Below are 23110 nucleotides of genomic sequence, written 5' to 3'. Positions count from 1 at the left end.
AGGCCGAAGCGGTGACATTTTCTCCCGCACTCATTTTCCTCGGCCTGGTGCTCGGCGCCCAGGCCCCGGCGCCGGATCCAGCGCCGCTCGGTCCGGGCTGGCAGGCGGTCAGCCTCCCCGACGGCGCCGAGCTCCGCTACCTGCCGCCGCCTGTGAGCGAGGCGGACTATCCCGCCCGCGCCCGCCGGATCGATGCGCAGGGAACGAGCCTGCTCCGCCTGCAGGTGGACCCGTCGGGCAAGATCAGGGACTGCGCGATCGCCCGCTCCTCCGGCTTTCCGGTCTTGGACGAGCACGCCTGCCTGCTCTACCGCAGCCGCGCCCGTTTCGAGCCGCGCGGAATGACGCAGACGATCACCCTCCACGCGCCTCTGACCTGGCGGCTGGAGGACCCGCCGCCGCCGCCCCCGGCGACGCCCCCGGGCGGACAATAGCCGGCCCCTTCGCTCAGCGCCGGTTCAGGCTCTTGGCCTTAGGCTCGCGCCGAAGAGCCTTTCTGGAGACGCCGCCATGAAGATCCTGCCCTCGCTCCTGCTCACCGCCTTGCTCGCCGCTTCGGCTCAGCCCGGCCTCGCGCGTCCCAAGGATCCGGAGGCGCGGCTCGCCCAGGCCCTGGAGGGTCGCGTCGCCGGCGAGCCGGTCGACTGCATCCCGCTGCGCAACATCCGCTCGAGCCGCATCATCGACGGCACCGCGATCCTCTACCAGGTCGGCAGCACGCTCTACGTCAACCGGCCCGAAGGCGGCGAGCAATCGCTCGACCGCGACGACATCATGGTGACCGACACCCATTCGTCGCGGCTCTGCAGCATCGACATCGTCCGCCTCTACGATGCGACCGCGCGGATGCAGACCGGCTTCGTCGCCTTGGGGCCGTTCGTGCCCTATCGCCGCGCCGCCGACGCGGACCGCCGCTAGCGCGATCGGCGGGGCTCGCGCGCGCCGCGCGGCCCTGCTAGGCACGCCCTCGCTTGTCTGCGGGGGAGTGACGATGTTCCAGGTTTTCGATCCACGCCAGCTCGGCCACAGCCCGGCCCTGGAGCTGCACAATGGCGGCTGGGTAGATTATGCCGAGAAGGTCTCGCGCGCCGAGATCATTGCCGCGAAGCTCGGCGCGCTGGCGCCGGCGCGCGATTTCGGAATGGCGCCGCTGGAGCGCGTCCACAGCGCCGAATATCTCGAATTCCTCTCCACTGCCCACGAACGCTGGCTCGCCGCCGGCCGCAGCGGCGACGCCGTCGGATACACCTGGCCCGTGGTCGGCCGCCGCTCGCTGCGGCTGGATCGGATCGACGCCCTGCTCGGCCGGTTCAGCTACGATGCCGGCACGCCGATCGCGGCCGGCACCTCGGATGCGGCTTACTGGGGCGCGCAGACCGCCTTGACCGCGCTCGCTCCCGTTCTGGACGGGACGGCGCGCACCGCCTTCGCCTTATGCCGGCCGCCCGGCCACCATGCCGGCGCCGATTATATGGGCGGCTATTGCTACCTCAACAACGCCGCCATCGCCGCCCGCGCCGCCACCGCCGCCGGCCACGGGCGCGTCGCGATCCTCGACATCGACTATCATCACGGCAACGGCACGCAGGATATCTTCCTCGAGGATCCCGACGTCTTCTTCGCCTCGATCCACGCAGATCCCGCCACCGATTACCCCTTCTTCTGGGGCCATGCAGACGAGACGGGGCAGGGCGCCGGCGCGGGGACCACGCTGAACCTGCCGCTGCCGCGCGGCACGATGCTGCCCGCCTATCTTGACGCGCTCGCCCGCGCGCTGGACGCGATCGCCGCCTTCGATCCGGGCGTGCTGATCCTGTCGTTCGGCGCCGACACGTTCGAGGGCGATCCGATCTCCCATTTCGCGATCCGCGAACAGGATTTTCCGGTCGTCGCCGGGCGCATCGCCGCGCTCGATTTGCCCACCCTGGTCGTCATGGAGGGCGGTTATGCGGTCGATGCGCTCGGCAACAATGTCGCCGCCTTCCTGCGCGGCTTCGCCGGCGCCCCGGTCCCGGCCTGACGGACGTGCCGGCCTTGCGCGATGCTGTGGGGACTACTGGCCTTCGGCGCGCCGCCGCCATAAGGATCCTTAAACGGTCCCTGCTTTAGGGGAACGGGGGAGGGACCATGCAGCCAGCGAGCGATCAGGAGGTGGAGAGGCGGCGCATCTACGATGCGATCGGCGCCTTCCTGTTCGATCACCGGCTGGAGCCGACCCCGGCCAATTACATGCTGGTCCACACGCTGGTCACCGGCAGCAACGCCTCGACCATCGCCGCCATCGAGGACGCGACCAGCGACGGTCTGCGCCTCACCCAGATGGAGGCGAACCGCATCCTCGGCAGCGCCGGCATCGAGATTGGCGAGCCCTCGATCGGGCCCGAGACGATCGACCATGCCCGCCGCCAGGTCGCGGATTTCACCGATATCGTCGAGGCCACCCAGGCCGAGGTGCGCACCTATTCGGGCGACCTCGAGACCGGCGCCGCGCAGCTCGAGGCGGCCGAGGGGGCGGATTCGCTCGGCGACCTGATCCGCATCACCGGCGCGATGATCGAGCGCACGCGCGAGGCCGAGAAGAGGCTCGAGACCGCAACCGTCGAGGCGCGCGCGCTGCGCGAGCGGCTCGCCAGTGCCGAGGAGGAGGCGCGCCGCGACGCGCTCACCGCGCTCCCCAACCGCCGCGCGTTCGAGGATCGCTACGCGGCTCTGGTCGATGCCGGCGTGCCGGTCAGCGTCGCATTGTGCGACGTCGATCATTTCAAGCTGATCAACGACAGCCACGGCCACGGCGTCGGAGACCGCGTGCTGAAGATGGTCGCCTCGGTGATCGACGCCAATTGCCCGGGCCACATGGTCGCGCGCTACGGTGGCGAGGAATTCGCGGTGGTATTCGCCGCGGTCGGCGCTGCCGCGGCGTCGCGCATCATCGGCGAGGCGCGCGAGGCCGTCGCCAACCGCTATTTCAAGGTCCGCGAGACCGACGCGCCCTTGGGTTCGATCACCTTCTCGGCCGGCGTCGTCGCTGCCGGCAAGGAGGAGGATGTGGAATCGGTGATGAAACGCGCCGACGCCTTGCTCTACAAGGCCAAGGACCGCGGCCGCAACCGGGTCGAGGTCGATACGGCGCGCGGTCCGCGGCCGCCCGCCGCGTCCAAGGGAGAAGCCGTCAATGCCTGAAGCCTATATCGTCGCTGCCGTCCGCACTGCCGGCGGCCGTCGCGGCGGCGCGCTCCAGGACTGGCACCCGGCTGACATGGCCGCCGAGGTGCTGAACGCGCTCGTCGAGCGCACCGGCGTCGATCCGGCCGCGATCGAGGACGTGATCATGGGCTGCGTCGGCCAGGCCGGCGAACAGGCTTTCCATATCGGCCGCAACGCCGTGCTCGCCTCGAAGCTGCCGGCCTCGGTCCCGGCGGTCTCGATCGACCGCCAGTGCGGCTCGTCGCAGCAGTCGATCCAGTTCGCGGCCCAGGCGGTGATGAGCGGCACCCAGGATGTGGTGATCGCCGCCGGCGTCGAATCGATGACGCGCGTGCCGATGGGCCTGCCATTCACGCTGCCGCTTCAGCACGGCATCGGCACCGGTCCCTTCTCGAAGCGCATCCAGGACCGCTTCGGCGTCGCGATGTTCAGCCAGTTCGTCGGCGCGCAGATGATGGCCGACAAATACGGCCTGTCGCGCGAGGACATGGACGCCTTCGCGCTCGACAGTCACCGCAAGGCCGCGCGCGCCACCCAGGCGGGCGCCTTCGCCGACGAAATCGTGCCCTTGGGCGAGCATCGCAGCGACGAGGGCATTCGCTACGATGCGACCCTCGAGGGCATCGCCGCGGTCAAGCCGCTGCAGGAGGGCGGATCGATCACTGCCGCCAACGCCTCGCAGATGTGCGATGGCGCCGCCGGCGTGCTGGTCGTGTCCGAAGCCGCGCTGAAGGCGCACGGCCTCACCCCGCTCGCCCGCATCCACAATCTCACCGTCACTGCCGGCGATCCCGTGATCATGCTCGAGGAGCCGATCCCGGCCACCGCGCGGGCGCTCGGCCGCGCCGGTCTCGGCATTGGCGACATCGACCTGTTCGAGGTCAACGAGGCCTTCGCTTCGGTCCCGCTCGCCTGGCTGCAGCAGACCGGCGCCGACCCGGATCGCCTCAACGTGCATGGCGGCGCCATCGCGCTCGGCCACCCGCTCGGCGCGAGCGGCGCCAAGCTGATGGCGACCCTGGTCCATGCGCTGACGGCGCGCAGCGGCCGTTACGGGCTGCAGACGATGTGCGAGGGCGGCGGCATCGCCAACGTCACGATCGTCGAAAATCTCGCCTGAATTTTCGCCGCGTCCGCGCGGCTCCACCGACGCAATGAACCGAGTTTCCATGACATCCGATAATCGCAGCTGGTCCAACGAGGCGATCCGCAGGATCGAAGCCGACGTGAACCGCTCCGCCGACACGCACCTCATCCGCCTCGATCTACCCGGATCGGCCGGCTGCACGCTCTATCTGAAGGACGAATCGGTCCATCCGACCGGCAGCCTCAAGCACCGCTTGGCGCGCTCGCTCTTCCTCTACGCGCTCTGCAACAATTGGCTGCACGAGGGCCGGCCGGTAATCGAGGCGTCGTCGGGCTCGACCGCGGTGTCCGAGGCCTATTTCGCGCGGCTGATCGGCGTGCCCTTCGTCGCCGTCGTGCCGAAGGGCACCTCGCCCGAGAAATTGCGCCAGATCGAATTTTACGGCGGCGAATGCCGGCTGATCGACGATCCCTGCATGGTGATCGCCGAATGCCACCGCCTCGCCACCGAGCTTGGCGGCCATTTCATGGACCAGTTCACCTATGCCGAGCGCGCCACCGACTGGCGCGGCAACAACAATATCGCGCAGTCGATCTTCGAGCAGATGGAGCTTGAGGAGCATCCGATCCCCGCCTGGGTCGTGTGCGGCGCCGGCACCGGCGGCACCTCGGCGACGATCGGCCGCTTCATCCGCTATTGCCAGCACGACACGCAGCTCTGCGTCGTCGATCCGGAAAATTCGGTCTTCGCCGATTATTACGAGAGCCGCGATCCCGCGCTGGCGACGGCGCAGGGCTCGCGCATCGAGGGCATCGGCCGTCCGCGCCCGGAGGAATCGTTCATGCCGGACATCGTCGACCGCATGATGCGCGTGCCGGACGCCGCCAGCATTGCCGCGATGCATTTCGTCTCCGGCCTCGTCGGCCGTCGCTGCGGCGGCTCGACCGGCACCAATTTCTGGGGCTGCCTGCAGCTCATGCAGGAGATGCGCGCCCGCGGCGAGTGCGGCTCGATCGTCACCCTTCTGTGCGATTCCGGCGAGCGCTACCAGGACACTTATTACAACCCCGACTGGATCGCCGCCCAGGGCCTCGACGTCGACCGCTACACTGCCGAGATCGAAGCTTTGCTGGCGGCTTAGGCGAGTTCCTTGAGCGGCGTTGCTGCATCCGCCAGCCGCTCGGCGGGGATCTGCGCGCGGTCCAGCACCAGCTTGCGGCCCTGGACGTAATCCTTGACCATGTTGACGCAGTCGAGCGCGATCACGCGGCCCTCGCGCAGATAGACGACCGAGAAGCTGCGGCTGGCCGGGTCGCCGCGCGTCACCGCCTGGTCGTGGCCGAGCGACAGGCCGACCGTCTGCAGCTTCAGATCATATTGGTTGGACCAGAACCACGGCACCGCATGATAGGGCTCGGCCGCGCCGGTGATCGCGCCGGCGACGACATTGGCCTGGTCGTTGGCATTCTGCACCGATTCCAGTCGCAGCCGCGCGCCGCCCGCGAAGGCGTTGGCATGCTCGGCGCAGTCGCCGACCGCGAAGATGTCGGGCAGGCTGGTGCTGCAATATCCGTCGATCGCCACGCCGTTGTCGCCGTCCGCGCCCGCCGCCAGCAAAGGCGCCACCGCCGGGACGATGCCGATGCCGACGATGGCGAGGTCGGCCGGAACCAGGCTGCCGTCGCCCAGTCGCACGCCGCCCTCCTCGATGCAGTCGACCGCGACGCCGGTGCGCAGGTCGACGCCGAAGGCGCGGTGCTCGGCTTCGTAGAAATGCGAGATGGCCTCGCCCGCGACGCGCGCCAGCACCCGGTCGAGCGCCTCCAGCAGCACGACCTTGCGGCCGAGCTTGGTCAGCACCGCGGCCGCTTCGAGCCCGATATAGCCGCCGCCGATCACCGCGACGCGCTCGACCCGGTCGAGCCGCGCCAGCATCCGGTCGATGTCGCTTTTGCTGCGCACCGAATGGACGTGGGCGCCGTCCGCGCCGGGGCAGGAGAGGGCGCGCGGCCGGCCGCCGGTCGCCCAGATCAAAATGCCGTATTCGAGGCTCGCGCCGTCGCCGAGCGTCACGCGGTGGGCGGCGGCATCGACGGCGACCACCTCGCGGCCGAGCAGCATCGTCACGTCGCGCTCGTTCCAGAAGGCCGCCGGCCGGATCAGCATCCGCTCGAACGCCTTCTCGCCGGCCAGATATTCCTTGGAGAGCGGCGGCCGCTCATAGGGCAGTTCGGGCTCGTCGCCGACGATGGCGATCGATCCTTCGAACTTCTTCTGCCGGAGCGCGATCGCCGCCTGCGCCCCGCCATGGCCGGCGCCGACAATCAGGACGTCGAAGCGGCTCACAGCGATACGGGCGGCGCCAGCTTTTCCTCGCCCGGCAATTTGTCGAGCCCCAGGCTGCGCAAAGCCGGCTTCGAATGGCCGCGCATCAGCATCTCGGCGAGGTCGGCCTGGCCGGCCTCGATCGCGTCGACGATCGCGTGGTGCTGGTGGTGGCCGGCGACCAGGGTCGGGAAGATCTCGGCAAAGGGCACGCGGTGGAAGGCGAGCCCGCTCGGCGCGACGAACGGCACCGCATAGACGCGGTGGATGAGGTCGGTGAGCAGGGGATCCTCGGCGGCGTCGACGATGATGTCGTGGAAGCGCCGGTTCATCCGCGCATAGGTCGCCTCGTCCTCGGGCACGACATGGCCCTTGGCGAAGATGCGGTCGCCTTCGGCGAGCACCGCGCGCAGCTCGGCGATGACCTCGGGCTTGGCGCCGCTCGCCGCGACTTCGCGCGCGGCATGGCCCTCGAGCAGGCAGCGCATCTCGGTGGCACGGAAACTGTCGGCGACGCTGAACGCCTTCACCGCCCAGCCGCGCCGTCCGGCCGGCTCGAGCAGCCCTTCCATGGCGAGCGCAGGGAGGGCGTTGCGGACGGGCGTGCGCGACACGCCGAGCCGTTCGGCGATCGCCGCCTCGGCGAGGCGGGTGCCGGGGGCGAGGCTTCCGTCCAGGATCAGCTCGCGGATGCGCTGTGCGACCGGATTCTCCATCGGGGCCTCAGGCCTCCGCCGCAACGATGTCGAAAGCCAAGTCGATCTCCCTGTGCATGGGATCCCATAAGCCGACAGAGGGCCGCGCGTCCAGCCACGGCGCACGCTTATGGGCTTCCTTACGCCGGCGCTTTGGCCTAAGGACGGGCCATCCCCGGGGGACCGCGCGCAAGCGGTTGAGAGTTGGCTGACGCCAAGACCCGCTGAACCTGATCCGGCTGACACCGGCGTAGGGAGGGAGAGGCGGTCACCCGTACTCCCTCCAATGGAGAGGAGACGACACATGGCCGACATTCCCGCACGCACCGAACTCAAAGTCACCACCGGCCCGATCCGCGGCTCGCGCAAGATCCACGTGGGCGAGCACCGCGTCGCGATGCGCGAGATCGACCTCGAGCCTTCGTGCGGAGAGCCGCCGCTGCGCGTCTACGATTGCTCGGGACCCTATACCGATCCCGATGCCCGCATCGACATCATGGCCGGCCTGCCCGAGCTGCGGTCGACATGGATCCGCGCCCGCGGCGACGTCGAGGAGGTCGCCCAGCGCGAAGTGAAGCCGGAAGATAACGGCCAGCTCGGACCGGACCGCTCCGGCGGAGTCCAGCCTTTCCCCAACGTCCGCCGCACGGTGCTACGCGCAAAGGCCGGCATGAACGTCTCGCAGATGCATTACGCCCGCCGCGGCATCATCACGCCCGAGATGGAATATGTCGCGATCCGCGAGAATCTCGGCCGCGCCCAGCTCGCCGAAGCCGCCGCCCGCGACGGCCAGGATTTCGGCGCGAGCATCCCCGATTACGTCACTCCCGAATTCGTCCGCGACGAGGTGGCGAGGGGCCGCGCCATCATCCCCAACAACATCAACCACCCGGAATCCGAGCCGATGGCGATCGGCCGCAACTTCCTGGTCAAGATCAACGCCAATATCGGCAACAGCGCCGTCGCCTCCGACGTCGCCGCCGAAGTCGACAAGATGGTCTGGGCGATCCGCTGGGGCGCCGACACGGTCATGGACCTCTCCACCGGCCGCAACATCCACGACACCCGCGAATGGATCCTCCGCAACAGCCCCGTGCCGATCGGCACCGTCCCCATCTACCAGGCGCTGGAAAAGGTCGGCGGCGTCGCCGAGGACTTGAGCTGGGACATTTTCCGCGACACTTTGATCGAGCAGGCCGAGCAGGGCGTGGACTATTTCACCATCCACGCCGGCGTCCGCCTGCCCTACATCCCGATGACGGCGAAGCGCGTCACCGGCATCGTCAGCCGCGGCGGCTCGATCATGGCCAAATGGTGCCTCAGCCACCACAAGGAGAGCTTCCTCTACACGCATTTCGAGGAGATCTGCGAGATTATGAAGGCGTACGACATCGCCTTCAGCCTCGGCGATGGCCTGAGACCAGGCTCCATTGCCGACGCCAATGACGAGGCCCAGTTCGCCGAACTGGCCACCCTGGGCGAGCTCACCCAGATCGCCTGGAAGCACGACGTCCAGGTGATGATCGAGGGCCCCGGCCACGTGCCGATGCACAAGATCAAGGCCAACATGGACAAGCAGCTCGAAGCCTGCGGCGAAGCCCCCTTCTATACATTGGGGCCGCTCACCACCGACATCGCGCCGGGCTACGACCACATCACCAGCGCGATCGGCGCGGCGATGATCGGCTGGTTCGGGACCGCGATGCTCTGCTACGTCACGCCCAAGGAGCATCTCGGCCTCCCCGACCGCGACGACGTCAAGGTCGGCGTCGTCACCTACAAGCTCGCCGCCCACGCCGCCGACCTCGCCAAGGGCCACCCCGCCGCGAAGATGCGCGACGACGCCCTAAGCCGCGCCCGCTTCGAGTTCCGCTGGCGTGACCAGTTCAACCTCTCGCTCGATCCCGACACCGCCGAGCAATATCACGACCAGACCCTGCCGGCCGAAGGCGCCAAGACCGCCCACTTCTGCTCGATGTGCGGCCCGAAATTCTGCTCGATGAAGATCACGCAGGAAGTCAGGGATTTTGCGGCGAAGCAGAATGCCAGCGCCGACACCTTCCTGGCGGCGACTCCCGCCGTTCGCCCTGAGCCTGTCGAAGGGCATTCCGTCTCGCCCGCCATCGAAGGAAAGGAAGGGGCTTCGACGAGCTCAGCCCGAACGGAGATGAGCAACGTGGAAGCTGACGCCGAAACCGGCATGGCCGAAATGAGCGAGAAATTCCGCGAGAAGGGCGGCGAGATCTACCTGCCCACGGCCGGGTGAAGAGTCGCGTCCGGTCGAAGGAAATGCTAAGAAGGGCATGCCAGCGATGCCACCAGGGAGAAACGACATGGCGACCAGGAAATGGGTTCTGGCTCTGAGCGTGATCGCCGCCGCCGCGCCGGTATCGGCCGCAACCGAGGGCCGGACGCGGATGACGGAGGCCCCCGCCGGAACCGCCGAAACCCGATATTGCATGCGGATCGAGGCGCTGACCGGCACTCTCATCGAGCTGGTCAAGTGCTGGACCCGCGAAGAATGGGCCAGACAAGGCGTCGATGTAGACCGGGAATGGGCCAGGGAAGGCGTCCGCACGATAGGTTGAGCGCGTAAGCGATTACAGCGTCCCGGGCGGCCCTAGTCCCCTCGCTTGCACGCCGCCATCCCGGACTAGCACGCGCGCTGGCAGGCGCTGGCGGCGGCTGCGGCCTCCACTGGCCCGACAGACCTACGTGGATCGCGGCGTCTTTGCAGTGTGCTTCGGAAGATAAGGTTCGAGTTTCCTAAGGACAGCTTTTCAAAACTAGATAGAGAGTGGCTAGTAGCAAAGTTCGTAAATCGGTTGTACGATAGCTCTTCCTATGCAGCGTGACTGAAGTAGCCTTAATCCCATTCTCTCGCCTGCTACGAGAGAAAGCTTTGCTAGTGCATCAGAGAAAAAATTATAGATACATTGGTGATTGTGAAGGCCGCAATCATGAATGGCAAAGTTACATCGTACTTGGATAAGGGGAGACTCGCAGATGTTCTCTCTCTCATTCAGCTATTGGCGTTTGACGAAAGCGGCTACCGAAGTGAAGAGGGAATGGCCGCCGACCTTGGTAGGAAGCCTATCTCATCTACTTCGTGGATTGATCTTGCCGGGGCACACCCAGAGTTCTTTCGAGTTCGGAGACAAGAAGGTCGGAGAGCTCGCGCTGCTCTGATTATTCGGTACATCGTTGGAAAAGTCGCGATCGATGGCGAAGACCGTCGGCCACCGCTAGCGCCCGAGTTTGTGTCGAATTTTTTCCAGTTGGCTATCAATCTGCACGACAAGCAGGTCTTGCATCGGGATCGCTGGAAGCCGTGGTTTTTTGGTTTTCTAGGCGCCGGATTAGCGGCGACAGGAACCGTGGCTGCCGCTTACATCAAGCTTCTAGTGGGGGCTGACTGATAGGATCCGATGAGACTGTAGGTAATCGGTCCCCTGACCGCTCGACCAATCGTCTCCTGCGCGAGCATGACGACGCCACCGTCTGTGTCCGTTTTTTGGCGGTTATGCCAAAATCTTATTATTCATGTACGTGAGCACTGCCCGCACATCGGTCCCCTTGGTCATCACTACCTCGCACACGCCCCAGCCTGAACCGCAGATCTTGAATTCGGCGTCCAGGTCGAAAGTGCCGCTGTTCTCAAGGGCGAAGGCGGTAACCGAACGCCACGGAAATGTACTGAACTCGTGCTTTTTCCCCATGAGACCTTGTTTGTTCCAGACGAGGAGTCTGCGATCTGTAAACAGAGCCCCGTCGCGCAGACCTTGGAACTCCATGTCAACAGCCTCACCGTCCATCAGCAGGCCGCTATAAAGCTCGGCATTCTTTCCAATCGCACATGGACTCCCGACAAAAACCTTTCCCATGAACGGATGTGCTATTTGCGACATAAAGCTATCTGCCCCTTTGCTTGTCGATATCTGATAGCGAGATGTTTCGATGCCAGCAATGACTCGGAAAGTGGGCGGGCCTATTCGAGCTAAGGCAGGGAAGTGAACCAAAAGGCACGGTTGACGGCACGCTGCTTCTCGCAGACCTTCGCCGCCTGGAAGGAAAAGCCAATGAATGCAGCCGCCTCGCTCCTCGCTTTGCTCGCTCTCGCCGCTGCCGCGCAGGCGGATGGGGACGCGCTGAAGCAGCTCGATCGCGGCTGCGCCGAGGTTCGCAAGGCCTATCCTTTGCTGATGCTGGCCGCGATGGCGGAGGGGCCGATGAATTGCGGCAGCCACACCGGCGACTTTGTCGATTGTGACGCAAACGACGCGCCCGAGGAAGCGGCGAAGCAGGCGAAGCGGCTCGAAATCCGCAAGCGGCAGGAGGCCGTGTTCGCGCGCGCCAGCGAGGCGTGCGACCTCTATACGGCCAACCGCAAGCTGGAATCGGCGCAGCGGGCCGCGGCCGCCGGCCTAGCGCTGGTGCGCGAGGTCGGGACCGACCTGCCCGAAGAGCTCAACGACACGCCGCCGGCCGCCGCTCCGCGCTGATGCGCCCCGGGGCCCGGCACGAACAAAACCCTGTCCTACACCGTACCCTTTATGTTCTACTCCCGCGGATGGGACAGCGCCCCGAGTCGCCGCGGCCGAAACCGCGCCGCCACCCCGATCCGGGCCGCGACTCCGCGCGTTCGCGCAGACCGTTTTGGTGTGATCCTAGTGTGACCTTCCGCCCGCCCGCGCGCTCATCGCACCCGCAAGATCTTCTCCATCGGGCGGCCGTTGGCCAGCTGGTCGATCAGTTTGTCCAGATACCGTATCTCGCGCATCAGCGGCTCCTCGATCGCCTCAATGCGGACGCCGCAGATCGTGCCGGTGATCGCCGCCCGCGCCGGGTTCAGCGCCGGCGCCTCGGCAAAGAAGGTCTCGAAATCCGTGCCCGCGTCCAGCTCCGCCTGCAGCGCCTGCGGCGAATAGCCGGTCAGCCAGGTAATGATCTGGTCGACCTCCGCCTTGGTCCGTCCCTTCTTCTCGGCCTTGGCGACATAGTGCGGATAGACGCTTGAGAAACTGGTTGTGGAGATGCGGTGCTTGGCCACAATTGGTCCCTCGCTGGGAGGCCTTTCTACGCGAAATCGGGGCGCGCGCCACGGCTGCCTGCGGGCCGCAATGACGGGAGGCGATGATGGAGACCATGCAATTGCATCGCGGGCGGCTGATCGATCACATCCAGCTGATCGTCGCCGATCTGGGCGCGAGCCGGCGCTTTTACGATGCGGTGTTCGATGTGCTCGACGTCCCGCTCGGGGGCGGCGCCGAAAGCCATTTCTGGTATGACGAATTGTTCGTCTCGTCGCCCGACAGCCCGGAGGCTCTGGGAAGGCTCACCGGCCGCCACCACCTCGCCTTCCAGGCCAAAGACCGCGCCACCGTCGACGCCTTCCACGCGGCCGGGCTCGCCGCTGGCGGCACCGACAATGGCGCGCCGGGCGAGCGGCCTTACCATCCCGGTTACTACGCCGCTTTCCTGCTCGATCCCGACGGCAACAATATCGAAGCCGTCTACCACGGCGAGGCGCAACGCAGCGCGCCCTCGGTGAAGATCGAATTCTAGGCATTCGGAGCGACCATGAAGCCAATCCTTTGCGCGACGGCGCTCCTCGCCCTTGCCGCCTGCTCGCCGGAGCCGGCCGATCCGTCCGGCAATGCGCAGACGCTGCCCGCCGAAGCCAACGCCCCCACGCCCTCGATTCCGCCGCCCATGCCGCGGCCCCGACCGTCGCCCGGCGCGGTCGCCGCGAACGTGCTGACGCTTGACGGACTCGGCCCGCTCCGCATCGGCGAGCCGGTGCCGGCGAACAGCTCGTGGGCCGAGCGCGGCGCGCAGATTTCGGACGCGTGCCGCACCGTCAGCTCGCCCGATTTCCCCGGAACCTATGCGATCGTCGAGGGCGGCAAGGTGCGCCGCGTCACCGTCGGCGAGCGCTCGGACGTGAAGCTGGTCGAGGGGATCGGCGTCGGCGCGACCGAGGCCGAGGTGCGCGCCGCCTTCGCCGGCTTCCGCGCCGAGCCGCACGCTTATTCGGAAAGCCCGGCCAAATATCTGACCGCGCCCAATGCGCCGAGCGGCGATCCGGCTTTGCGGTTCGAGATCGGCCAGGACGGCAAGGTCGCGCTGATCCACGTCGGCACGATGCCGGTGCTCGGCTACGTCGAGGGCTGCGCCTGACGGTCGCCTCGTCCGGCCGCGCTCCGCAAGCGTGGGGCAGGAACGGGGGCGGTGCGGCGACGTTGGTAGGGGCGAAGGCTTTGCCCGAAACGAGAGGACCCGGATCATGCAGATTTCCCAGGTGATGACCCCCAACCCGACCGCCGCCCAGGCGTCGGACAGCCTGCAGGCGGTCGCGGCGCAGATGCAGAGCGGCAATTTCGGTTCGATGCCGGTGCTGGACGGCGGCCGTTTCGCCGGCGTCGTGACCGACCGCGACATCGCGGTGCGCGGCGTGGCGAAGGGCTGCGGCCCGGACGAGCCGGTCAGCGCGGTGATGAGCGGCGATCCGGTCTGCGTCGGCCCGGACTGCGACGTGCAGGATGCCGCGCGGCTGATGCAGGACAAGCAGATCCGCCGCCTCTACGTCACCGACGGCGACGCGCTGGTCGGCGTGGTCTCATTGGGCGACGTCGCGCTCGAGGCCGGCGACCAACTCACCGGCGAAACGCTGGAGGAAATCTCCAAGGCCTGACGCCGACGCTGCGTCCGCGACCGCTTCGCCCCGGACACCGCCCGCATCGTTCGCCCTGACCGCCCGCACCGTTCGCCCTGAGCCTGTCGAAGGGCCTTCCTGTCTTAAGGGCCAAGGGAGGGCTTCGACAGGCTCAGCCCGAACGGTGTGGCTCGATCGCCGCGCGCCTGCCTGATGCGACGCGCTCGTCGCGGGGCGGCTGCTCAGGCCTCGGCGGTCGCGCCCGCGTCCACCTTGATCTCGCCCTCGTCGTAGCCGTCCCAATAATGAAGGCGCTCGGCGCGGACCTTGATCAGGGTCAGGCCCGGCGTGTCCACGCCCTGCTTGAACCAGGCATCGAGGTCCTTGGTCCAGTGGGCGGCGAAGCGCTCCTTGTCGCGGATCAGCTCGGCGCGGCCCTCGACGGTGAGGAAGAAAGGCCGCAGCCCGAGCAGGCCCGATTTGGCCTGGTAGGCGAGGCCGACCTGCGGGTCGCGGGCGATGTCGGAAACGGTGCGGGTGTCGTCGCAGGTGAAGAAGTAGGAGTCGCCGTCAAACTCCACCTCGCGGTTGTTGCTCATCGGCCGCGCCGCGATCGCGCCATTCTCGGTGCGTGTGGAAAGGACCGCGAAGTCGATGTCCCTCATCTTCTCGGCAAGCTGCGCAAGGCTCTTCTCGGCCACGTCTCGTCTCCTGGTCTGAGGTCCGACCGAGAACGGGCCACGCCGCCAAAGGTTCAGCGGGCGCCGTGCCGCCTTTGCCTCGCGGTCGGATCGTGTAAGCTCAGCCGGTCGGGTAGGGGGGCTTATGACGAGACGAATACTTTGCAGCGCGGCGCGCCTCGCGCTGGCCGTCTTGCTGGCGGGCGGATCGGCGACGGCTTATGCGGGCCAGGACAAGGCCGATACGCGAGCGAGAGAGGCGAAGCCGATCGGGGGACTTGTATCCCTGTTCCGCTATGAGGATTACCCGACCGAGGCGTTGGCCAAGGGCGAGCAGGGGACGACCCATTTTCGACTGACGATCGGCACCGATGGGCGCGTCAGCCGGTGCGCCATCACCCAGTCGAGCGGGCATGTCAGTCTCGACGAGGCGACCTGCGGCGTCATGACCAAGAGGGCGCGATTCAGGCCGGCGCTCGACGCCGATGGCAAGCCGACCGTCGGGACGGCCGAAAGCCGGGTGACCTGGCGATCGCCCGGCGAAACGGACGTGCCGCGCATCCAGCCGCCGGCCAGCGTGACCGCGCTGATGCAATTGTGGTCGGCCTGTATCGTCGGCGAAGCGGCCAAGCTGGCGCCGTTGGTTCTGGCCGAGGCCGAGCTCGTCGCCAAAGCGATCGATGGTTGTACCGGACTGGAGCGGCTCGCCGCCGCCGAGATGACTCGCGTCAAGGTCGACGGGCTCGATCCGGCCGCCGTGCTTCCATCGTTCAAGTCCGGTTTCGCGCCTCGCGCAATCGGCGATCTCCTCGCGAAGACGCGGCCGGCATTGCCGCCGGCGCGATGACGCGATCGGCCGCGTCCCGCTACAGCTTCCGCCCGGTCGTGCCCGCCGATCTGCCGCTGCTCCAGGCGTGGCGCGCGCAGCCGCACTGGGTCGAATGGTGGGGGCCGGCCGAGGCGGACGCTGGCTTTTTCGAAGAGGCGATGGCCGCGCCCGACACCGCCGCCTGGATCGTCGAGCTGGACGGGCAGCCACTCGCCTATGCGCAGGATTACGATCCCCGCGCGGTGTCGGGCCACCATTTCGCGCATCTGCCCCCCGGCGCGCGCGGCATCGACCAGTCGATCGGCGACCCGGCGATGCTCGGCTGCGGCCACGGCACGGCCTTCGTCCGCCTGCACGTCGAACGCCTGCTCGCCGCCGGCGCGCCCGCGATCGGCACCGATCCGCATCCCGCCAACGCCCGCGCGATCGCCGCCTATCGGAAGGCCGGCTTCGTCGTCACCGGCGGTCCGGTCGAGACTATGTGGGGTACGTGCCTGCTGATGGAGCACCGCGCTTAGCGGGTGCGTCGCGGCTTAGCGCTTGCGCACGAACTCCGCGCGCAGCACCAGCCCCTTGATCCCGTCGTAGCGGCAGTCGATCTCCTGCGGGTCGCCGGTGAGGCGGATCGACTTGATCAAAGTGCCGCGCTTCAGCGTCTGGCCGGCCCCCTTGACGACGAGGTCCTTGATCAGCGTGACCTGGTCGCCGTCCTGCAGCACATTGCCGACCGCATCGCGCACCTCGACGCCCGTCTCCGCCGTGCCGCCGCGCTCGGCCGCATCGGCGGCGCTGATCCACTCGCCGCTCGCCTCGTCGTAGACATAATCGTCCTCGCCGCCCGTCATTCCCGTCTCGCTCCGTCTGATGATGCCGCTCCCCTAGCCGAGCCCGGAGGCCGCGGCCAGCGCAGCGCTATTCCACCGTTTCCGGCAGCGCCCAGTCGATCGGGCCTCGTCCGTGCTCGGCGAGGAACGCATCCGCCTTCGAGAAATGGCGGCAGCCGAAGAAGCCGGCATAAGCCGAGAGCGGGGAAGGGTGGGGCGCCGTCAGTACCAGATGCCGGCCGCCCTTGCCGAGGCTGTCGACGAACGCCGCTTTCTTCTGCGCATAGGCGCCCCACAGCATGAACACGGCCGGCTGGGCCTGGGCGTTGACGGCCCCGATCACGGCATCGGTGAAGCGCTCCCAGCCGCGGCCCTGGTGCGCGGCGGCGCGGCCCATCTCGACCGTCAGCACGCTGTTGAGCAGCAGCACGCCCTGCCGCGCCCAATGTTCGAGGAAGCCGTGCCGCGCCGGCGCGATGCCGAGGTCGCTCTGCAGCTCCTTGTAGATATTGACGAGGCTCGGCGGGGTCTTCACGCCCGGCCGGACCGAGAAGCACAGGCCGTGCGCCTGGCCGAGGCCATGATAGGGGTCCTGGCCCAGGATCACGACCCGCACGTCGTCGGGCGGGGTGAGCTCCAGCGCTCGAAACCACGCGCCGTCTTCTGGGAAGATCGCCTTTCCGGCCTCTTTCTCGGCGGCGAGGAATGCGCCCAGTTCCGCCATATAGGGGCGGGTCCATTCGCATCCGAGCCGTTCCTGCCACGCGGGAGGGAGTGAAACCCCGTCCATAGATCCTCCATTCGGTCGCCGCTGTCCGGACCCGGGCCTTCGCTGTCAACCGTCTCGCCCGTCGAGCCAAGAGAGAAGGGGCCCAGCCGTTCGCGCCGAATGCGAGCGGTCTTGTCGGCTTTGGCTCCACATCGGCGCGGTCTCGCGGCGCGCGCGGGCGTGGCGGATGCTAATTTGCCTCGGCCAGGCCCGCCGTCCGATCCCGGGCGCCGCGCCTCCAATCCAGGGAGACTGACATGCTCCAACCGCAATTGAGCGAGAGCGACCGTGCCGAACTGACCCGCGCCGTCGGCGAGGCAATGATGTCCGATGATAGCGCGGCCGCCCGCAGCGACGAGATGGCGGCGGCCGGGACCGAGGATGTCCGCAATTTCTTCTGCGAGCATTGGGATGAGATCCGCAAGGTGCTGTTGTTCATCGCGGACCAAGTCGGCGGCATCGTGCGGTACGGTATCAAAGGTGTGATCGTCGCCGGCGATTTCCTGCGCCGCCGCCTCTGCCCGAACGGCTAAGGCGCGCTTGTCCATGCGCCCTGGGATGAGGCACAGGATCGTGTCTCATTTCCGGGGAGTATGACATGCCGATTCACGGAAGCTGCCATTGCGGCAAGGTCGCCTATACGCTCGACGAGGACGTGCCGGCGCAGGCGATGGCCTGCAACTGCTCGATCTGCCGGCGCAAGGGCTATCTCCACCATTTCTCGACGCCCGACAAATTCACGCTCCACGGTTCGCGCGACGACATCTCCGTCTATACGTTCAACCGCCACGCCATCCGCCACCAATTCTGCAAGACCTGCGGCTGCGCGCCTTACGCGGAGGGCGAGGGCCCGGACAGCCAGCCGATGGTCGAGATCAACCTGCGCTGCGCCGACGACATCGACCTGGAGGCGCTCACCATCATCCCGTTCGACGGCGCCAGCCGCTAGCCGTTCCGCAATTCTAGCGCCGCGCCGGCTTGGGCCGCGGGCGCAGGCGGCAGATCGCGTCGGCGACCAACTCGCCGGTCGTGCCGGGCGTGGCGGGGGCGAGGCGGGCGAGGGCGGCGCTTTCGGGCTCGCGCAAGTCGCTCAGCACCTGTCCGTCGGCGTCGAGCGCGACCAGCGCCAGCGAGGTCGACAGCCTTTCGCCGCAGTCGATCGCTTCGAGCTGCTTCTCCTGCGCCGTGCCGTCTCCGCGCGGCTCGGCCAGAGCGACGCGCCACCAGCCCCTTGTGACCCCGCCCGCGGTCCGGATCGACGCCTTGTCGACCTCGACCGGCTGCCCGTGGTGGCTGCCGACGCGCTCCCATTGCGGCTTCGGCACTGCCGCGCCGGCGGCGGTGGCGGCCAGCAATGCGATACCGGCCAGAATCCCTTTCGACATAATCCCTCCCATCTGGAAGGGCTCTGGCTGCCGCGCTGCTCGTGGCAAGGTCGACAGCGGCGCGACGAGCGCGGCCCATCCTGCGGCCAAGCTGCAACGCAAAACGCCCCGGCTTTCGCCGGGGCGTCCCGTATTTCCGCTAGCGGCTGGGCTTAGCGGCCGCGGCGGTCATGGCCGCGGTCGTCATGGTCGCGGCCGCGGTTGTCATGGCCGCGGTCGTCATGGTCGCGGTCGCGGTCGTTATGGCCGCGGCGGTCGTTGCGGCCGTTGCGCTCGGCATATTGGATCTGCTGGCGCAGCGTCTGGATGCGGCGCTGCAGGTCCTGCTGCTCGTTGCGGCTAAATCCGCCGCGGCTGTACTGGCGCTCGAGCCGCTCGAGCTGGCGGAGGCGTTCGCGCAGCGGCTGCGCTTCGTTGCGCGTAATCGTCCCGCGTTGCACGCCCTGCTGAAGCTGCGACTGCAGATTGTCGATGCGGTTGTCGAGGTTGCTGCCGCGGTTCTGCGCCATGCCGGGCGCGGCGCTGGCGAGCGCGGACAAAGCGGCGATCGTCATCAGGGTCTTTTTCATCTCTGGTCTCCTAAGCGGGGTTCGCTTGAGACGCAGATAGCGCCCGGGCCGCTGTGGCGTTGCTGAACCGGTTCGACAGCCCTTGTTCACCCCCCAAAGGAGCCGCCCTTACTCGGCCAGTGCGAAATCGGCGCGCACCCGTACTTCGCTGGTGGTCAGTCCCGCTCGCACCGGTGGGGGAGGCGGGGCCGCCGTCTGCGCTACTGCGTCCACGGCCATGCCGCCGCCATAGGGAATCGGTCCGCCGGCCTCGCCCGTGTCGCGGATCGCCAGCACGCGCGCGACGCGCAACCCTGCCGCCTTGGCATAAGTCTCGGCCCGCGCCCGCGCCGCCTTGTAGGCGACGGCGTAGGCGGAGCGGCTCGCCGCCTCTGGATCGGACACGGTCAGGTTGGGCCCGGACACGATGTTGGCGCCCGCCTGCGTCGCCGCGGCGATCGCCTCGCCAGCGCGGCTCAGGTCGCGGACGCGTACTTCGATCATGTTGTCGGCGCGGAAGCGGCCGCGTTCCGGCCCATAATCGATGCGCTGTAGGCTGATCTGGCGGGTCTGGACATCGTCCGGCTTGACGCCGAGCTGCTCGAGCGCCGCGGTCACCTTGTTCATCACCGCATTGTTGCCTGCGCTCGCGGCGGCGGCGGTGGCCGCGTTGGTCTGCACGCCGGCGGTGAAGCGGGCCTCGTCGGGGCGAATGTCGGTCCGACCGGTGGCCACGACCTGGAGCAGGACCTCGTCGCGCTCCACCCCGCGCGGATCGGGCGCGGCCGTGCAGCCGGCAAGGGCGATACCCAAAGCGAAAGCGGCGGCTGTCCTGCGCATCCTCGTCTCCTTCGCATCGGGTGTAATGCGCCGCTTCCGTCGCTGACAAGCGCGTGGTTTCGAGGCGCGCTATCGGCAGCCCATGCTGACATTGGTCTGGGAGGCCTTGACGATCCGGACTTGGTCCGGGTTCACGCCCGGGCCGAGCTCGGCGTGGATGTTGTCGAAGTCCGGCTTGTCGTCGGCGTGGAAGGCCAGGCGGAAGCGGCGCTGGCCGAGCAGCAGGCTTTCGTCGAGCGGTTGGCAGCCGGTCGAGCGGGTCATCCGCACGCCGGCCAGCATGCCCTTGGGATCGTACAATTCCTCATAGCCGAACTCGGCCTCGATGGTCTCGGCGGCCCACAAAGCGGGGCATTCCTTCTCGATCGCCGCGCACACCTCCTCGGTCTCGGGCGGCTCGCTCCAGCGCGGCATCGGCGCAAACAGGAAGACGGGCGCCGCCGCCGCTGCCGATCCCGCGGTTGCCAATATTGCCCATAGGAACCTGGTCATCGCGCCCTCCTTCGCATTCTGGGATACGCACAGGAGCCGGGGCTCGCCTGCTGCATACACCGATTCGGCGCCGATATGAAAAGGGCGCCCCGGGATTGCCGGAGCGCCCTCCTGGTCGTCCGTCGCTGGCCGTCAGTCGATGTCGTAGACCCGCGTCACCGTCCGGGTGCGGCTGTCGATCTGATAGACTCGGTCGCCGTCCGAGCGGTAATAATAGCCGCTGCCGTCGCGGAACTGGTTGCGATAGGCAGAAGGTACCGCGCCGAGATTGGTCGGCGCCCGCGCACCGACGCGCAGGCACTCGCGGCCGAGCACCGTGTCGATGACGCCACCGACGCCGCTGCGGGTCTGGCAGGCTTCGTCAACTTCCTCATAGGGACCGCCCTGGCCGTAACCGCCCCGGTCGTCGTCCCAGCGGCCGTCGCGGTCGCGATCACGGTCGTCGTAGCCGTCGCGGTCGCGATCGACCCAGTCGGTGTTGCCATATTGGCTGCCGCCGCGGACATCGTCGTCCCACCGTCCGTCCCGATCGCGATCGCGGTCGTCATAGCCATCGCGATTGCGGTCGATCCAGTCGGATTGGCCGTAGCGTTGGCCATTATTGCTGGCCTCTGCCGTGCGCAGGTCGCGGCGCAGCGCCTGGATCCGGCCCTGCAGGTCCTGCCGCTCGCTCTGTGTCAGCCCGTTCGCGCTATATTGCGTTTCGAGCGCGCGCAGCTGGCGAAGCTGCTCGCGCAACGTGCGGGCTTCGGCGCGCGTGATCGTGCCGGCCTGCACGCCGGCCTGGAGCCGCGTCTGCAATTGGTCGACGCGGACACGCATATTGGCATTGGCATTCTCATATTGCGCAGCCGCAGGCGCGGCGAATGCGATCGCCGACACCGTGGCAAGCGCGAAGAAGATCTTTCTCATGGTCCTCACTCCTCACGCCCCAGCGCCAAGGGTTACAGCGCGCGGGGCCCCACGCTGGTTTGGTGCTTCGCGCTGAACCGTGCCAAGGTTGCGACCAGTCGGGATCGATCCCACTTAGCGGACCCATAGAAGGGCTCGGGGGTTGAGCGCGAAGCGGAAAGGGAGGCTGATGCTCGAACATGTGCCGTCATGGCTGGGCCGCGCGCTGCAGGGATTGCGGGCCGGCGCCGACAAGCTGGTGATCGCCCAGGCCGAGCTTGGCGACGCTTACGGGACGCTCGATCTTGCGAGCCCGGCCTTCGCTCATGGCGGACGCCTGCCGCCGCGCTTCACCGCGGACGGGGAGGGCGTGTCGCCGCCCTTGGTGTGGAACGCCGTGCCCGCGGGGACCGAGAGCCTTGCGTTGATCGTCGAGGATCCGGACGCACCCACGCCCCAGCCGCTCGTCCACGCCATCGTGTGGGACATTTCGCCGGACGACCACCGGCTCGCCGAAGGCGCGATCGCGGCCGACGGCGATGGCTCTGCTGACGGGCGCGACGTCGGCCGCAACTCCTATTTCCGCGAAGGCTGGCTGCCGCCCGACCCGCCGACCGGCCATGGCGAGCATCGCTACGCCTTCCAATTGTTCGCGCTGGCGGCCGGGCCCGACGCCGGCGACACGCCGAGCCGGTCCGCTTTGGTGCGGGCGATGGCCGGCCGCGTCCTCGCCGCCGGACTGCTGATCGGCACTTATTCGCGCGGGGATCCGGCGGTGGTCGGGCCCGCCGGCGCGGTCGCGGCGCGGACGCGGTAAGGGCGCGATTGCCAGCGCGTCAGGCGGGGCTTATCGTTCGGCCAGCAAAGGACGGATCATGAGCTCGGCCACCGGCAAGGATTATTTCGGCTCATTCCTCAACGCCGCGCAAGGCGATGCGGCGCAGACCCGCAGCGCGCGCGACATGGGAATGCCGGCCGACGTCGAGAAGAAGATCCTGAGCTTTCTTGCGCCGCACGAGGCTCCGACCTCGGTCCGGGAGCTGATCGTGGCGCTCGCGCTTCCGCCCAGTCTTGCGGTCACCGCGCTCCAGCAGCTCGCCAAGGCCGATCTGGTCGCGCTCAGCACCGCCGGGGGCGACGAATGTGTGCGTCTCACCGATCTGGGGAGGCGCGTGGCGGCATAGGCCGCAGCCAGGGCCGCGACGCGGCCGAAGGGGGCAGGCTATGGGTTCGATCGCGTTCGATTATGTTGCGGTAGCGCTGCTCGGGGGACTGATTGGGCTCTGCGAACTCCTCGCCCGCTATCGAGACGAGCCGTGGCGCGCCGTCGTCAATGTTTCGGCGATCCTCTACATTCTGATCAATACCGCCGCCGCCTTGCTGGCGCTGCTTCTGCTCAACGTGTTCAGGGTCGATTTCGGGCTCGATCCGGCGCGCGACGCGGTGAAGCTGCGCGCGATGCTGGTCCTTACCGGCGGCCTTGGCGCGATGGCCTTTTTCCGCAGCTCCTTCTTCACCTTCAAGATCGGCGACAAGGACGTGCCGCTCGGCCCCGGCCTGGTGCTGCAGGTGCTGCTCGACGTCACCGACCGCGCCGTCGATCGCGGCCGCGCGGCGCCCCGCGCCATCGCCGTCACGCGCATCATGACCGGCATCGATTTCGAGAAGGCGCATCTCGCCCTCCCATCCTATTGCTTCGCCCTGATGCAGAATGTGTCGCAGGAAGAGCAGTCGGCGATCGGCCAGCAGGTGACGGCGCTCGCGACCTCGTCGATCGCGGGGCCGGTCCGCTCCTACCTGCTCGGCCTCGTCCTGCTCAACGTGGTCGGGGAGACGGTGCTGCGCGCGGCGATCGACTCGCTCGGCGCCGACATTCGCGAATAGCC

The 23110-nt window shown here is 67.8% G+C and carries 32 protein-coding genes and 1 riboswitch; of the genes, 20 read left to right on the top strand and 12 right to left on the bottom strand.

Features of this window, described 5'->3' with window-relative positions:
* The first annotated feature begins 11 nt into the window (after positions 1-11).
* The 6 genes from SH591_RS04725 (at position 12) to SH591_RS04700 (ending at position 5432) form a co-directional block, all read left to right on the top strand.
* On the top strand, positions 12-434 hold the full coding sequence (locus SH591_RS04725; RefSeq protein WP_324750742.1) for an energy transducer TonB: 423 nt from the start codon (positions 12-14) through the stop codon (positions 432-434).
* A gap of 76 nt (positions 435-510) precedes the next feature.
* Positions 511-918: a hypothetical protein gene (locus SH591_RS04720; protein ID WP_324750741.1), complete on the top strand. Its 408-nt coding sequence runs from the start codon at positions 511-513 to the stop codon at positions 916-918.
* A 73-nt stretch (positions 919-991) separates the two neighbouring features.
* Positions 992-2020, top strand: a complete 1029-nt coding sequence (locus tag SH591_RS04715; protein WP_324750740.1) for a histone deacetylase family protein — start codon at positions 992-994, stop codon at positions 2018-2020.
* Positions 2021-2127: 107 nt separating this feature from the next.
* Positions 2128-3180 carry a GGDEF domain-containing protein gene (locus SH591_RS04710; protein WP_324750739.1) on the top strand — a complete coding sequence of 351 codons (1053 nt, stop codon included), beginning with the start codon at positions 2128-2130 and terminating at the stop codon, positions 3178-3180.
* Positions 3173-4324, top strand: coding sequence for an acetyl-CoA C-acetyltransferase (locus tag SH591_RS04705; RefSeq protein WP_324750738.1), 1152 nt, complete (start codon positions 3173-3175; stop codon positions 4322-4324). Before SH591_RS04710 ends, SH591_RS04705 begins: the two co-directional genes overlap by 8 nt.
* A 49-nt stretch (positions 4325-4373) precedes the next feature.
* Entirely contained in the window at positions 4374-5432 is a 1059-nt protein-coding gene (locus SH591_RS04700; RefSeq protein ID WP_324750737.1) for a PLP-dependent cysteine synthase family protein, read from the top strand.
* On the opposite strand, the gene SH591_RS04695 is transcribed toward SH591_RS04700, so the two are convergent.
* Together SH591_RS04695 and SH591_RS04690 are read right to left on the bottom strand one after the other, a co-directional pair.
* Positions 5429-6637, bottom strand: coding sequence for an NAD(P)/FAD-dependent oxidoreductase (locus SH591_RS04695; protein WP_324750736.1), 1209 nt, complete (start codon positions 6635-6637; stop codon positions 5429-5431). The two genes, SH591_RS04700 and SH591_RS04695, sit on opposite strands and share 4 nt — an antisense overlap.
* Positions 6634-7332 carry a GntR family transcriptional regulator gene (locus SH591_RS04690; protein WP_322831790.1) on the bottom strand — a complete coding sequence of 233 codons (699 nt, stop codon included), beginning with the start codon at positions 7330-7332 and terminating at the stop codon, positions 6634-6636. Before SH591_RS04690 ends, SH591_RS04695 begins: the two co-directional genes overlap by 4 nt.
* Before the next feature lie 145 nt (positions 7333-7477).
* Positions 7478-7585: riboswitch (TPP riboswitch) on the top strand.
* 30 nt (positions 7586-7615) lie between these two features.
* On the opposite strand from SH591_RS04690, the gene thiC reads away from it, so the two are divergent.
* The 3 genes from thiC to SH591_RS04675 all read left to right on the top strand — a co-directional run bounded on the left by thiC (position 7616) and on the right by SH591_RS04675 (position 10730).
* Entirely contained in the window at positions 7616-9577 is a 1962-nt protein-coding gene (gene thiC / locus SH591_RS04685; protein WP_324750735.1) for a phosphomethylpyrimidine synthase ThiC, read from the top strand.
* Positions 9578-9644: 67 nt separating this feature from the next.
* Entirely contained in the window at positions 9645-9899 is a 255-nt protein-coding gene (locus SH591_RS04680; protein ID WP_324750734.1) for a hypothetical protein, read from the top strand.
* Positions 9900-10250: 351 nt separating this feature from the next.
* Positions 10251-10730 (top strand): hypothetical protein, encoded by a 480-nt coding sequence (locus SH591_RS04675; protein WP_324750733.1) that lies wholly within the window; start codon positions 10251-10253, stop codon positions 10728-10730.
* Between the two features lie 102 nt (positions 10731-10832).
* Here the strand turns inward: SH591_RS04675 and SH591_RS04670 are convergent, their stop codons facing one another.
* The gene (locus SH591_RS04670; RefSeq protein WP_322831787.1) at positions 10833-11195 is read right to left on the bottom strand and encodes a PH domain-containing protein; all 363 of its coding nucleotides are present in this window, start codon (positions 11193-11195) and stop codon (positions 10833-10835) included.
* 195 nt (positions 11196-11390) lie between these two features.
* On the opposite strand from SH591_RS04670, the gene SH591_RS04665 reads away from it, so the two are divergent.
* On the top strand, positions 11391-11813 hold the full coding sequence (locus SH591_RS04665) for a hypothetical protein (protein ID WP_324750732.1): 423 nt from the start codon (positions 11391-11393) through the stop codon (positions 11811-11813).
* 194 nt (positions 11814-12007) lie between these two features.
* On the opposite strand, the gene SH591_RS04660 is transcribed toward SH591_RS04665, so the two are convergent.
* The gene (locus SH591_RS04660; protein WP_324750731.1) at positions 12008-12361 is read right to left on the bottom strand and encodes a DUF2200 domain-containing protein; all 354 of its coding nucleotides are present in this window, start codon (positions 12359-12361) and stop codon (positions 12008-12010) included.
* 83 nt (positions 12362-12444) lie between these two features.
* On the opposite strand from SH591_RS04660, the gene SH591_RS04655 reads away from it, so the two are divergent.
* From SH591_RS04655 to SH591_RS04645, 3 genes are all read left to right on the top strand, one after another.
* On the top strand, positions 12445-12876 hold the full coding sequence (locus SH591_RS04655; protein ID WP_324750730.1) for a VOC family protein: 432 nt from the start codon (positions 12445-12447) through the stop codon (positions 12874-12876).
* A 15-nt stretch (positions 12877-12891) separates the two neighbouring features.
* Positions 12892-13491 (top strand): hypothetical protein, encoded by a 600-nt coding sequence (locus tag SH591_RS04650; protein ID WP_324750729.1) that lies wholly within the window; start codon positions 12892-12894, stop codon positions 13489-13491.
* Positions 13492-13597: 106 nt separating this feature from the next.
* A complete protein-coding gene (locus tag SH591_RS04645; RefSeq protein ID WP_324750728.1) occupies positions 13598-14005 on the top strand; it encodes a CBS domain-containing protein in 408 nt (135 codons plus the stop codon).
* A gap of 203 nt (positions 14006-14208) precedes the next feature.
* Here SH591_RS04645 and SH591_RS04640 read toward each other — a convergent pair whose 3' ends face one another.
* Positions 14209-14631 (bottom strand): pyridoxamine 5'-phosphate oxidase family protein, encoded by a 423-nt coding sequence (locus SH591_RS04640; protein WP_416385228.1) that lies wholly within the window; start codon positions 14629-14631, stop codon positions 14209-14211.
* Positions 14632-14791: 160 nt separating this feature from the next.
* On the opposite strand from SH591_RS04640, the gene SH591_RS04635 reads away from it, so the two are divergent.
* Positions 14792-15493: an energy transducer TonB gene (locus SH591_RS04635; protein WP_324750726.1), complete on the top strand. Its 702-nt coding sequence runs from the start codon at positions 14792-14794 to the stop codon at positions 15491-15493.
* Positions 15490-15993 (top strand): GNAT family N-acetyltransferase, encoded by a 504-nt coding sequence (locus SH591_RS04630; protein ID WP_324750725.1) that lies wholly within the window; start codon positions 15490-15492, stop codon positions 15991-15993. The genes SH591_RS04635 and SH591_RS04630 overlap by 4 nt, the downstream gene beginning before the upstream one ends.
* A 15-nt stretch (positions 15994-16008) precedes the next feature.
* Here the strand turns inward: SH591_RS04630 and SH591_RS04625 are convergent, their stop codons facing one another.
* Together SH591_RS04625 and ung are read right to left on the bottom strand one after the other, a co-directional pair.
* Positions 16009-16320 (bottom strand): alkylphosphonate utilization protein, encoded by a 312-nt coding sequence (locus tag SH591_RS04625; RefSeq protein ID WP_324750724.1) that lies wholly within the window; start codon positions 16318-16320, stop codon positions 16009-16011.
* A 67-nt stretch (positions 16321-16387) separates the two neighbouring features.
* The gene (gene ung / locus SH591_RS04620) at positions 16388-17089 is read right to left on the bottom strand and encodes a uracil-DNA glycosylase (RefSeq protein WP_324750723.1); all 702 of its coding nucleotides are present in this window, start codon (positions 17087-17089) and stop codon (positions 16388-16390) included.
* Between the two features lie 236 nt (positions 17090-17325).
* On the opposite strand from ung, the gene SH591_RS04615 reads away from it, so the two are divergent.
* Positions 17326-17601 carry a hypothetical protein gene (locus tag SH591_RS04615; protein ID WP_324750722.1) on the top strand — a complete coding sequence of 92 codons (276 nt, stop codon included), beginning with the start codon at positions 17326-17328 and terminating at the stop codon, positions 17599-17601.
* A 65-nt stretch (positions 17602-17666) separates the two neighbouring features.
* Positions 17667-18017, top strand: coding sequence for a GFA family protein (locus tag SH591_RS04610; protein ID WP_324750721.1), 351 nt, complete (start codon positions 17667-17669; stop codon positions 18015-18017).
* A 13-nt stretch (positions 18018-18030) separates the two neighbouring features.
* Here SH591_RS04610 and SH591_RS04605 read toward each other — a convergent pair whose 3' ends face one another.
* From SH591_RS04605 to SH591_RS04585, 5 genes are all read right to left on the bottom strand, one after another.
* On the bottom strand, positions 18031-18453 hold the full coding sequence (locus SH591_RS04605; protein WP_324750720.1) for a surface-adhesin E family protein: 423 nt from the start codon (positions 18451-18453) through the stop codon (positions 18031-18033).
* 152 nt (positions 18454-18605) lie between these two features.
* Complete coding sequence (locus SH591_RS04600; RefSeq protein WP_324750719.1) at positions 18606-19022, bottom strand: hypothetical protein; 417 nt, start codon at positions 19020-19022, stop codon at positions 18606-18608.
* A gap of 108 nt (positions 19023-19130) precedes the next feature.
* Entirely contained in the window at positions 19131-19841 is a 711-nt protein-coding gene (locus SH591_RS04595) for an SIMPL domain-containing protein (RefSeq protein ID WP_324750718.1), read from the bottom strand.
* A gap of 69 nt (positions 19842-19910) precedes the next feature.
* The gene (locus SH591_RS04590; protein ID WP_324750717.1) at positions 19911-20333 is read right to left on the bottom strand and encodes a hypothetical protein; all 423 of its coding nucleotides are present in this window, start codon (positions 20331-20333) and stop codon (positions 19911-19913) included.
* 132 nt (positions 20334-20465) lie between these two features.
* A complete protein-coding gene (locus SH591_RS04585) occupies positions 20466-21245 on the bottom strand; it encodes an OmpH/Skp family outer membrane protein (protein WP_324750716.1) in 780 nt (259 codons plus the stop codon).
* Between the two features lie 169 nt (positions 21246-21414).
* Between SH591_RS04585 and SH591_RS04580 the strand changes: the two genes are divergently transcribed.
* From SH591_RS04580 to SH591_RS04570, 3 genes are read left to right on the top strand one after another with little or no spacing between them, the layout of a single operon-like run.
* A complete protein-coding gene (locus tag SH591_RS04580) occupies positions 21415-22041 on the top strand; it encodes a YbhB/YbcL family Raf kinase inhibitor-like protein (protein ID WP_324750715.1) in 627 nt (208 codons plus the stop codon).
* 58 nt (positions 22042-22099) lie between these two features.
* The gene (locus SH591_RS04575; RefSeq protein ID WP_324750714.1) at positions 22100-22408 is read left to right on the top strand and encodes a helix-turn-helix domain-containing protein; all 309 of its coding nucleotides are present in this window, start codon (positions 22100-22102) and stop codon (positions 22406-22408) included.
* A 40-nt stretch (positions 22409-22448) separates the two neighbouring features.
* A complete protein-coding gene (locus SH591_RS04570; RefSeq protein WP_324750713.1) occupies positions 22449-23108 on the top strand; it encodes a hypothetical protein in 660 nt (219 codons plus the stop codon).
* The last annotated feature ends 2 nt before the right edge of the window (positions 23109-23110 follow it).

It is taken from the genome of Sphingomonas sp. LY54 (assembly GCF_035594035.1).
Lineage (GTDB): Bacteria > Pseudomonadota > Alphaproteobacteria > Sphingomonadales > Sphingomonadaceae > Allosphingosinicella.
Note: the sequence above shows the minus strand (reverse complement) of the source record. Positions and strands in the feature narration are given on the sequence as shown.

Coding starts and splice junctions, on each gene's coding strand:
- SH591_RS04720 (WP_324750741.1), top strand. CDS start 511: ATGAAGATCCTGCCCTCGCTCCTGCTCACCGCCTTGCTCGCCGCTTCG.
- SH591_RS04715 (WP_324750740.1), top strand. CDS start 992: ATGTTCCAGGTTTTCGATCCACGCCAGCTCGGCCACAGCCCGGCCCTG.
- SH591_RS04710 (WP_324750739.1), top strand. CDS start 2,128: ATGCAGCCAGCGAGCGATCAGGAGGTGGAGAGGCGGCGCATCTACGAT.
- SH591_RS04705 (WP_324750738.1), top strand. CDS start 3,173: ATGCCTGAAGCCTATATCGTCGCTGCCGTCCGCACTGCCGGCGGCCGT.
- SH591_RS04700 (WP_324750737.1), top strand. CDS start 4,374: ATGACATCCGATAATCGCAGCTGGTCCAACGAGGCGATCCGCAGGATC.
- SH591_RS04690 (WP_322831790.1), bottom strand. CDS start 7,332: ATGGAGAATCCGGTCGCACAGCGCATCCGCGAGCTGATCCTGGACGGA.
- thiC (WP_324750735.1), top strand. CDS start 7,616: ATGGCCGACATTCCCGCACGCACCGAACTCAAAGTCACCACCGGCCCG.
- SH591_RS04680 (WP_324750734.1), top strand. CDS start 9,645: ATGGCGACCAGGAAATGGGTTCTGGCTCTGAGCGTGATCGCCGCCGCC.
- SH591_RS04670 (WP_322831787.1), bottom strand. CDS start 11,195: ATGGGAAAGGTTTTTGTCGGGAGTCCATGTGCGATTGGAAAGAATGCC.
- SH591_RS04665 (WP_324750732.1), top strand. CDS start 11,391: ATGAATGCAGCCGCCTCGCTCCTCGCTTTGCTCGCTCTCGCCGCTGCC.
- SH591_RS04655 (WP_324750730.1), top strand. CDS start 12,445: ATGATGGAGACCATGCAATTGCATCGCGGGCGGCTGATCGATCACATC.
- SH591_RS04650 (WP_324750729.1), top strand. CDS start 12,892: ATGAAGCCAATCCTTTGCGCGACGGCGCTCCTCGCCCTTGCCGCCTGC.
- SH591_RS04645 (WP_324750728.1), top strand. CDS start 13,598: ATGCAGATTTCCCAGGTGATGACCCCCAACCCGACCGCCGCCCAGGCG.
- SH591_RS04640 (WP_416385228.1), bottom strand. CDS start 14,631: ATGAGGGACATCGACTTCGCGGTCCTTTCCACACGCACCGAGAATGGC.
- SH591_RS04635 (WP_324750726.1), top strand. CDS start 14,792: ATGACGAGACGAATACTTTGCAGCGCGGCGCGCCTCGCGCTGGCCGTC.
- SH591_RS04630 (WP_324750725.1), top strand. CDS start 15,490: ATGACGCGATCGGCCGCGTCCCGCTACAGCTTCCGCCCGGTCGTGCCC.
- SH591_RS04625 (WP_324750724.1), bottom strand. CDS start 16,320: ATGACGGGCGGCGAGGACGATTATGTCTACGACGAGGCGAGCGGCGAG.
- ung (WP_324750723.1), bottom strand. CDS start 17,089: ATGGACGGGGTTTCACTCCCTCCCGCGTGGCAGGAACGGCTCGGATGC.
- SH591_RS04615 (WP_324750722.1), top strand. CDS start 17,326: ATGCTCCAACCGCAATTGAGCGAGAGCGACCGTGCCGAACTGACCCGC.
- SH591_RS04610 (WP_324750721.1), top strand. CDS start 17,667: ATGCCGATTCACGGAAGCTGCCATTGCGGCAAGGTCGCCTATACGCTC.
- SH591_RS04605 (WP_324750720.1), bottom strand. CDS start 18,453: ATGTCGAAAGGGATTCTGGCCGGTATCGCATTGCTGGCCGCCACCGCC.
- SH591_RS04600 (WP_324750719.1), bottom strand. CDS start 19,022: ATGAAAAAGACCCTGATGACGATCGCCGCTTTGTCCGCGCTCGCCAGC.
- SH591_RS04595 (WP_324750718.1), bottom strand. CDS start 19,841: ATGCGCAGGACAGCCGCCGCTTTCGCTTTGGGTATCGCCCTTGCCGGC.
- SH591_RS04590 (WP_324750717.1), bottom strand. CDS start 20,333: ATGACCAGGTTCCTATGGGCAATATTGGCAACCGCGGGATCGGCAGCG.
- SH591_RS04585 (WP_324750716.1), bottom strand. CDS start 21,245: ATGAGAAAGATCTTCTTCGCGCTTGCCACGGTGTCGGCGATCGCATTC.
- SH591_RS04580 (WP_324750715.1), top strand. CDS start 21,415: ATGCTCGAACATGTGCCGTCATGGCTGGGCCGCGCGCTGCAGGGATTG.
- SH591_RS04575 (WP_324750714.1), top strand. CDS start 22,100: ATGAGCTCGGCCACCGGCAAGGATTATTTCGGCTCATTCCTCAACGCC.
- SH591_RS04570 (WP_324750713.1), top strand. CDS start 22,449: ATGGGTTCGATCGCGTTCGATTATGTTGCGGTAGCGCTGCTCGGGGGA.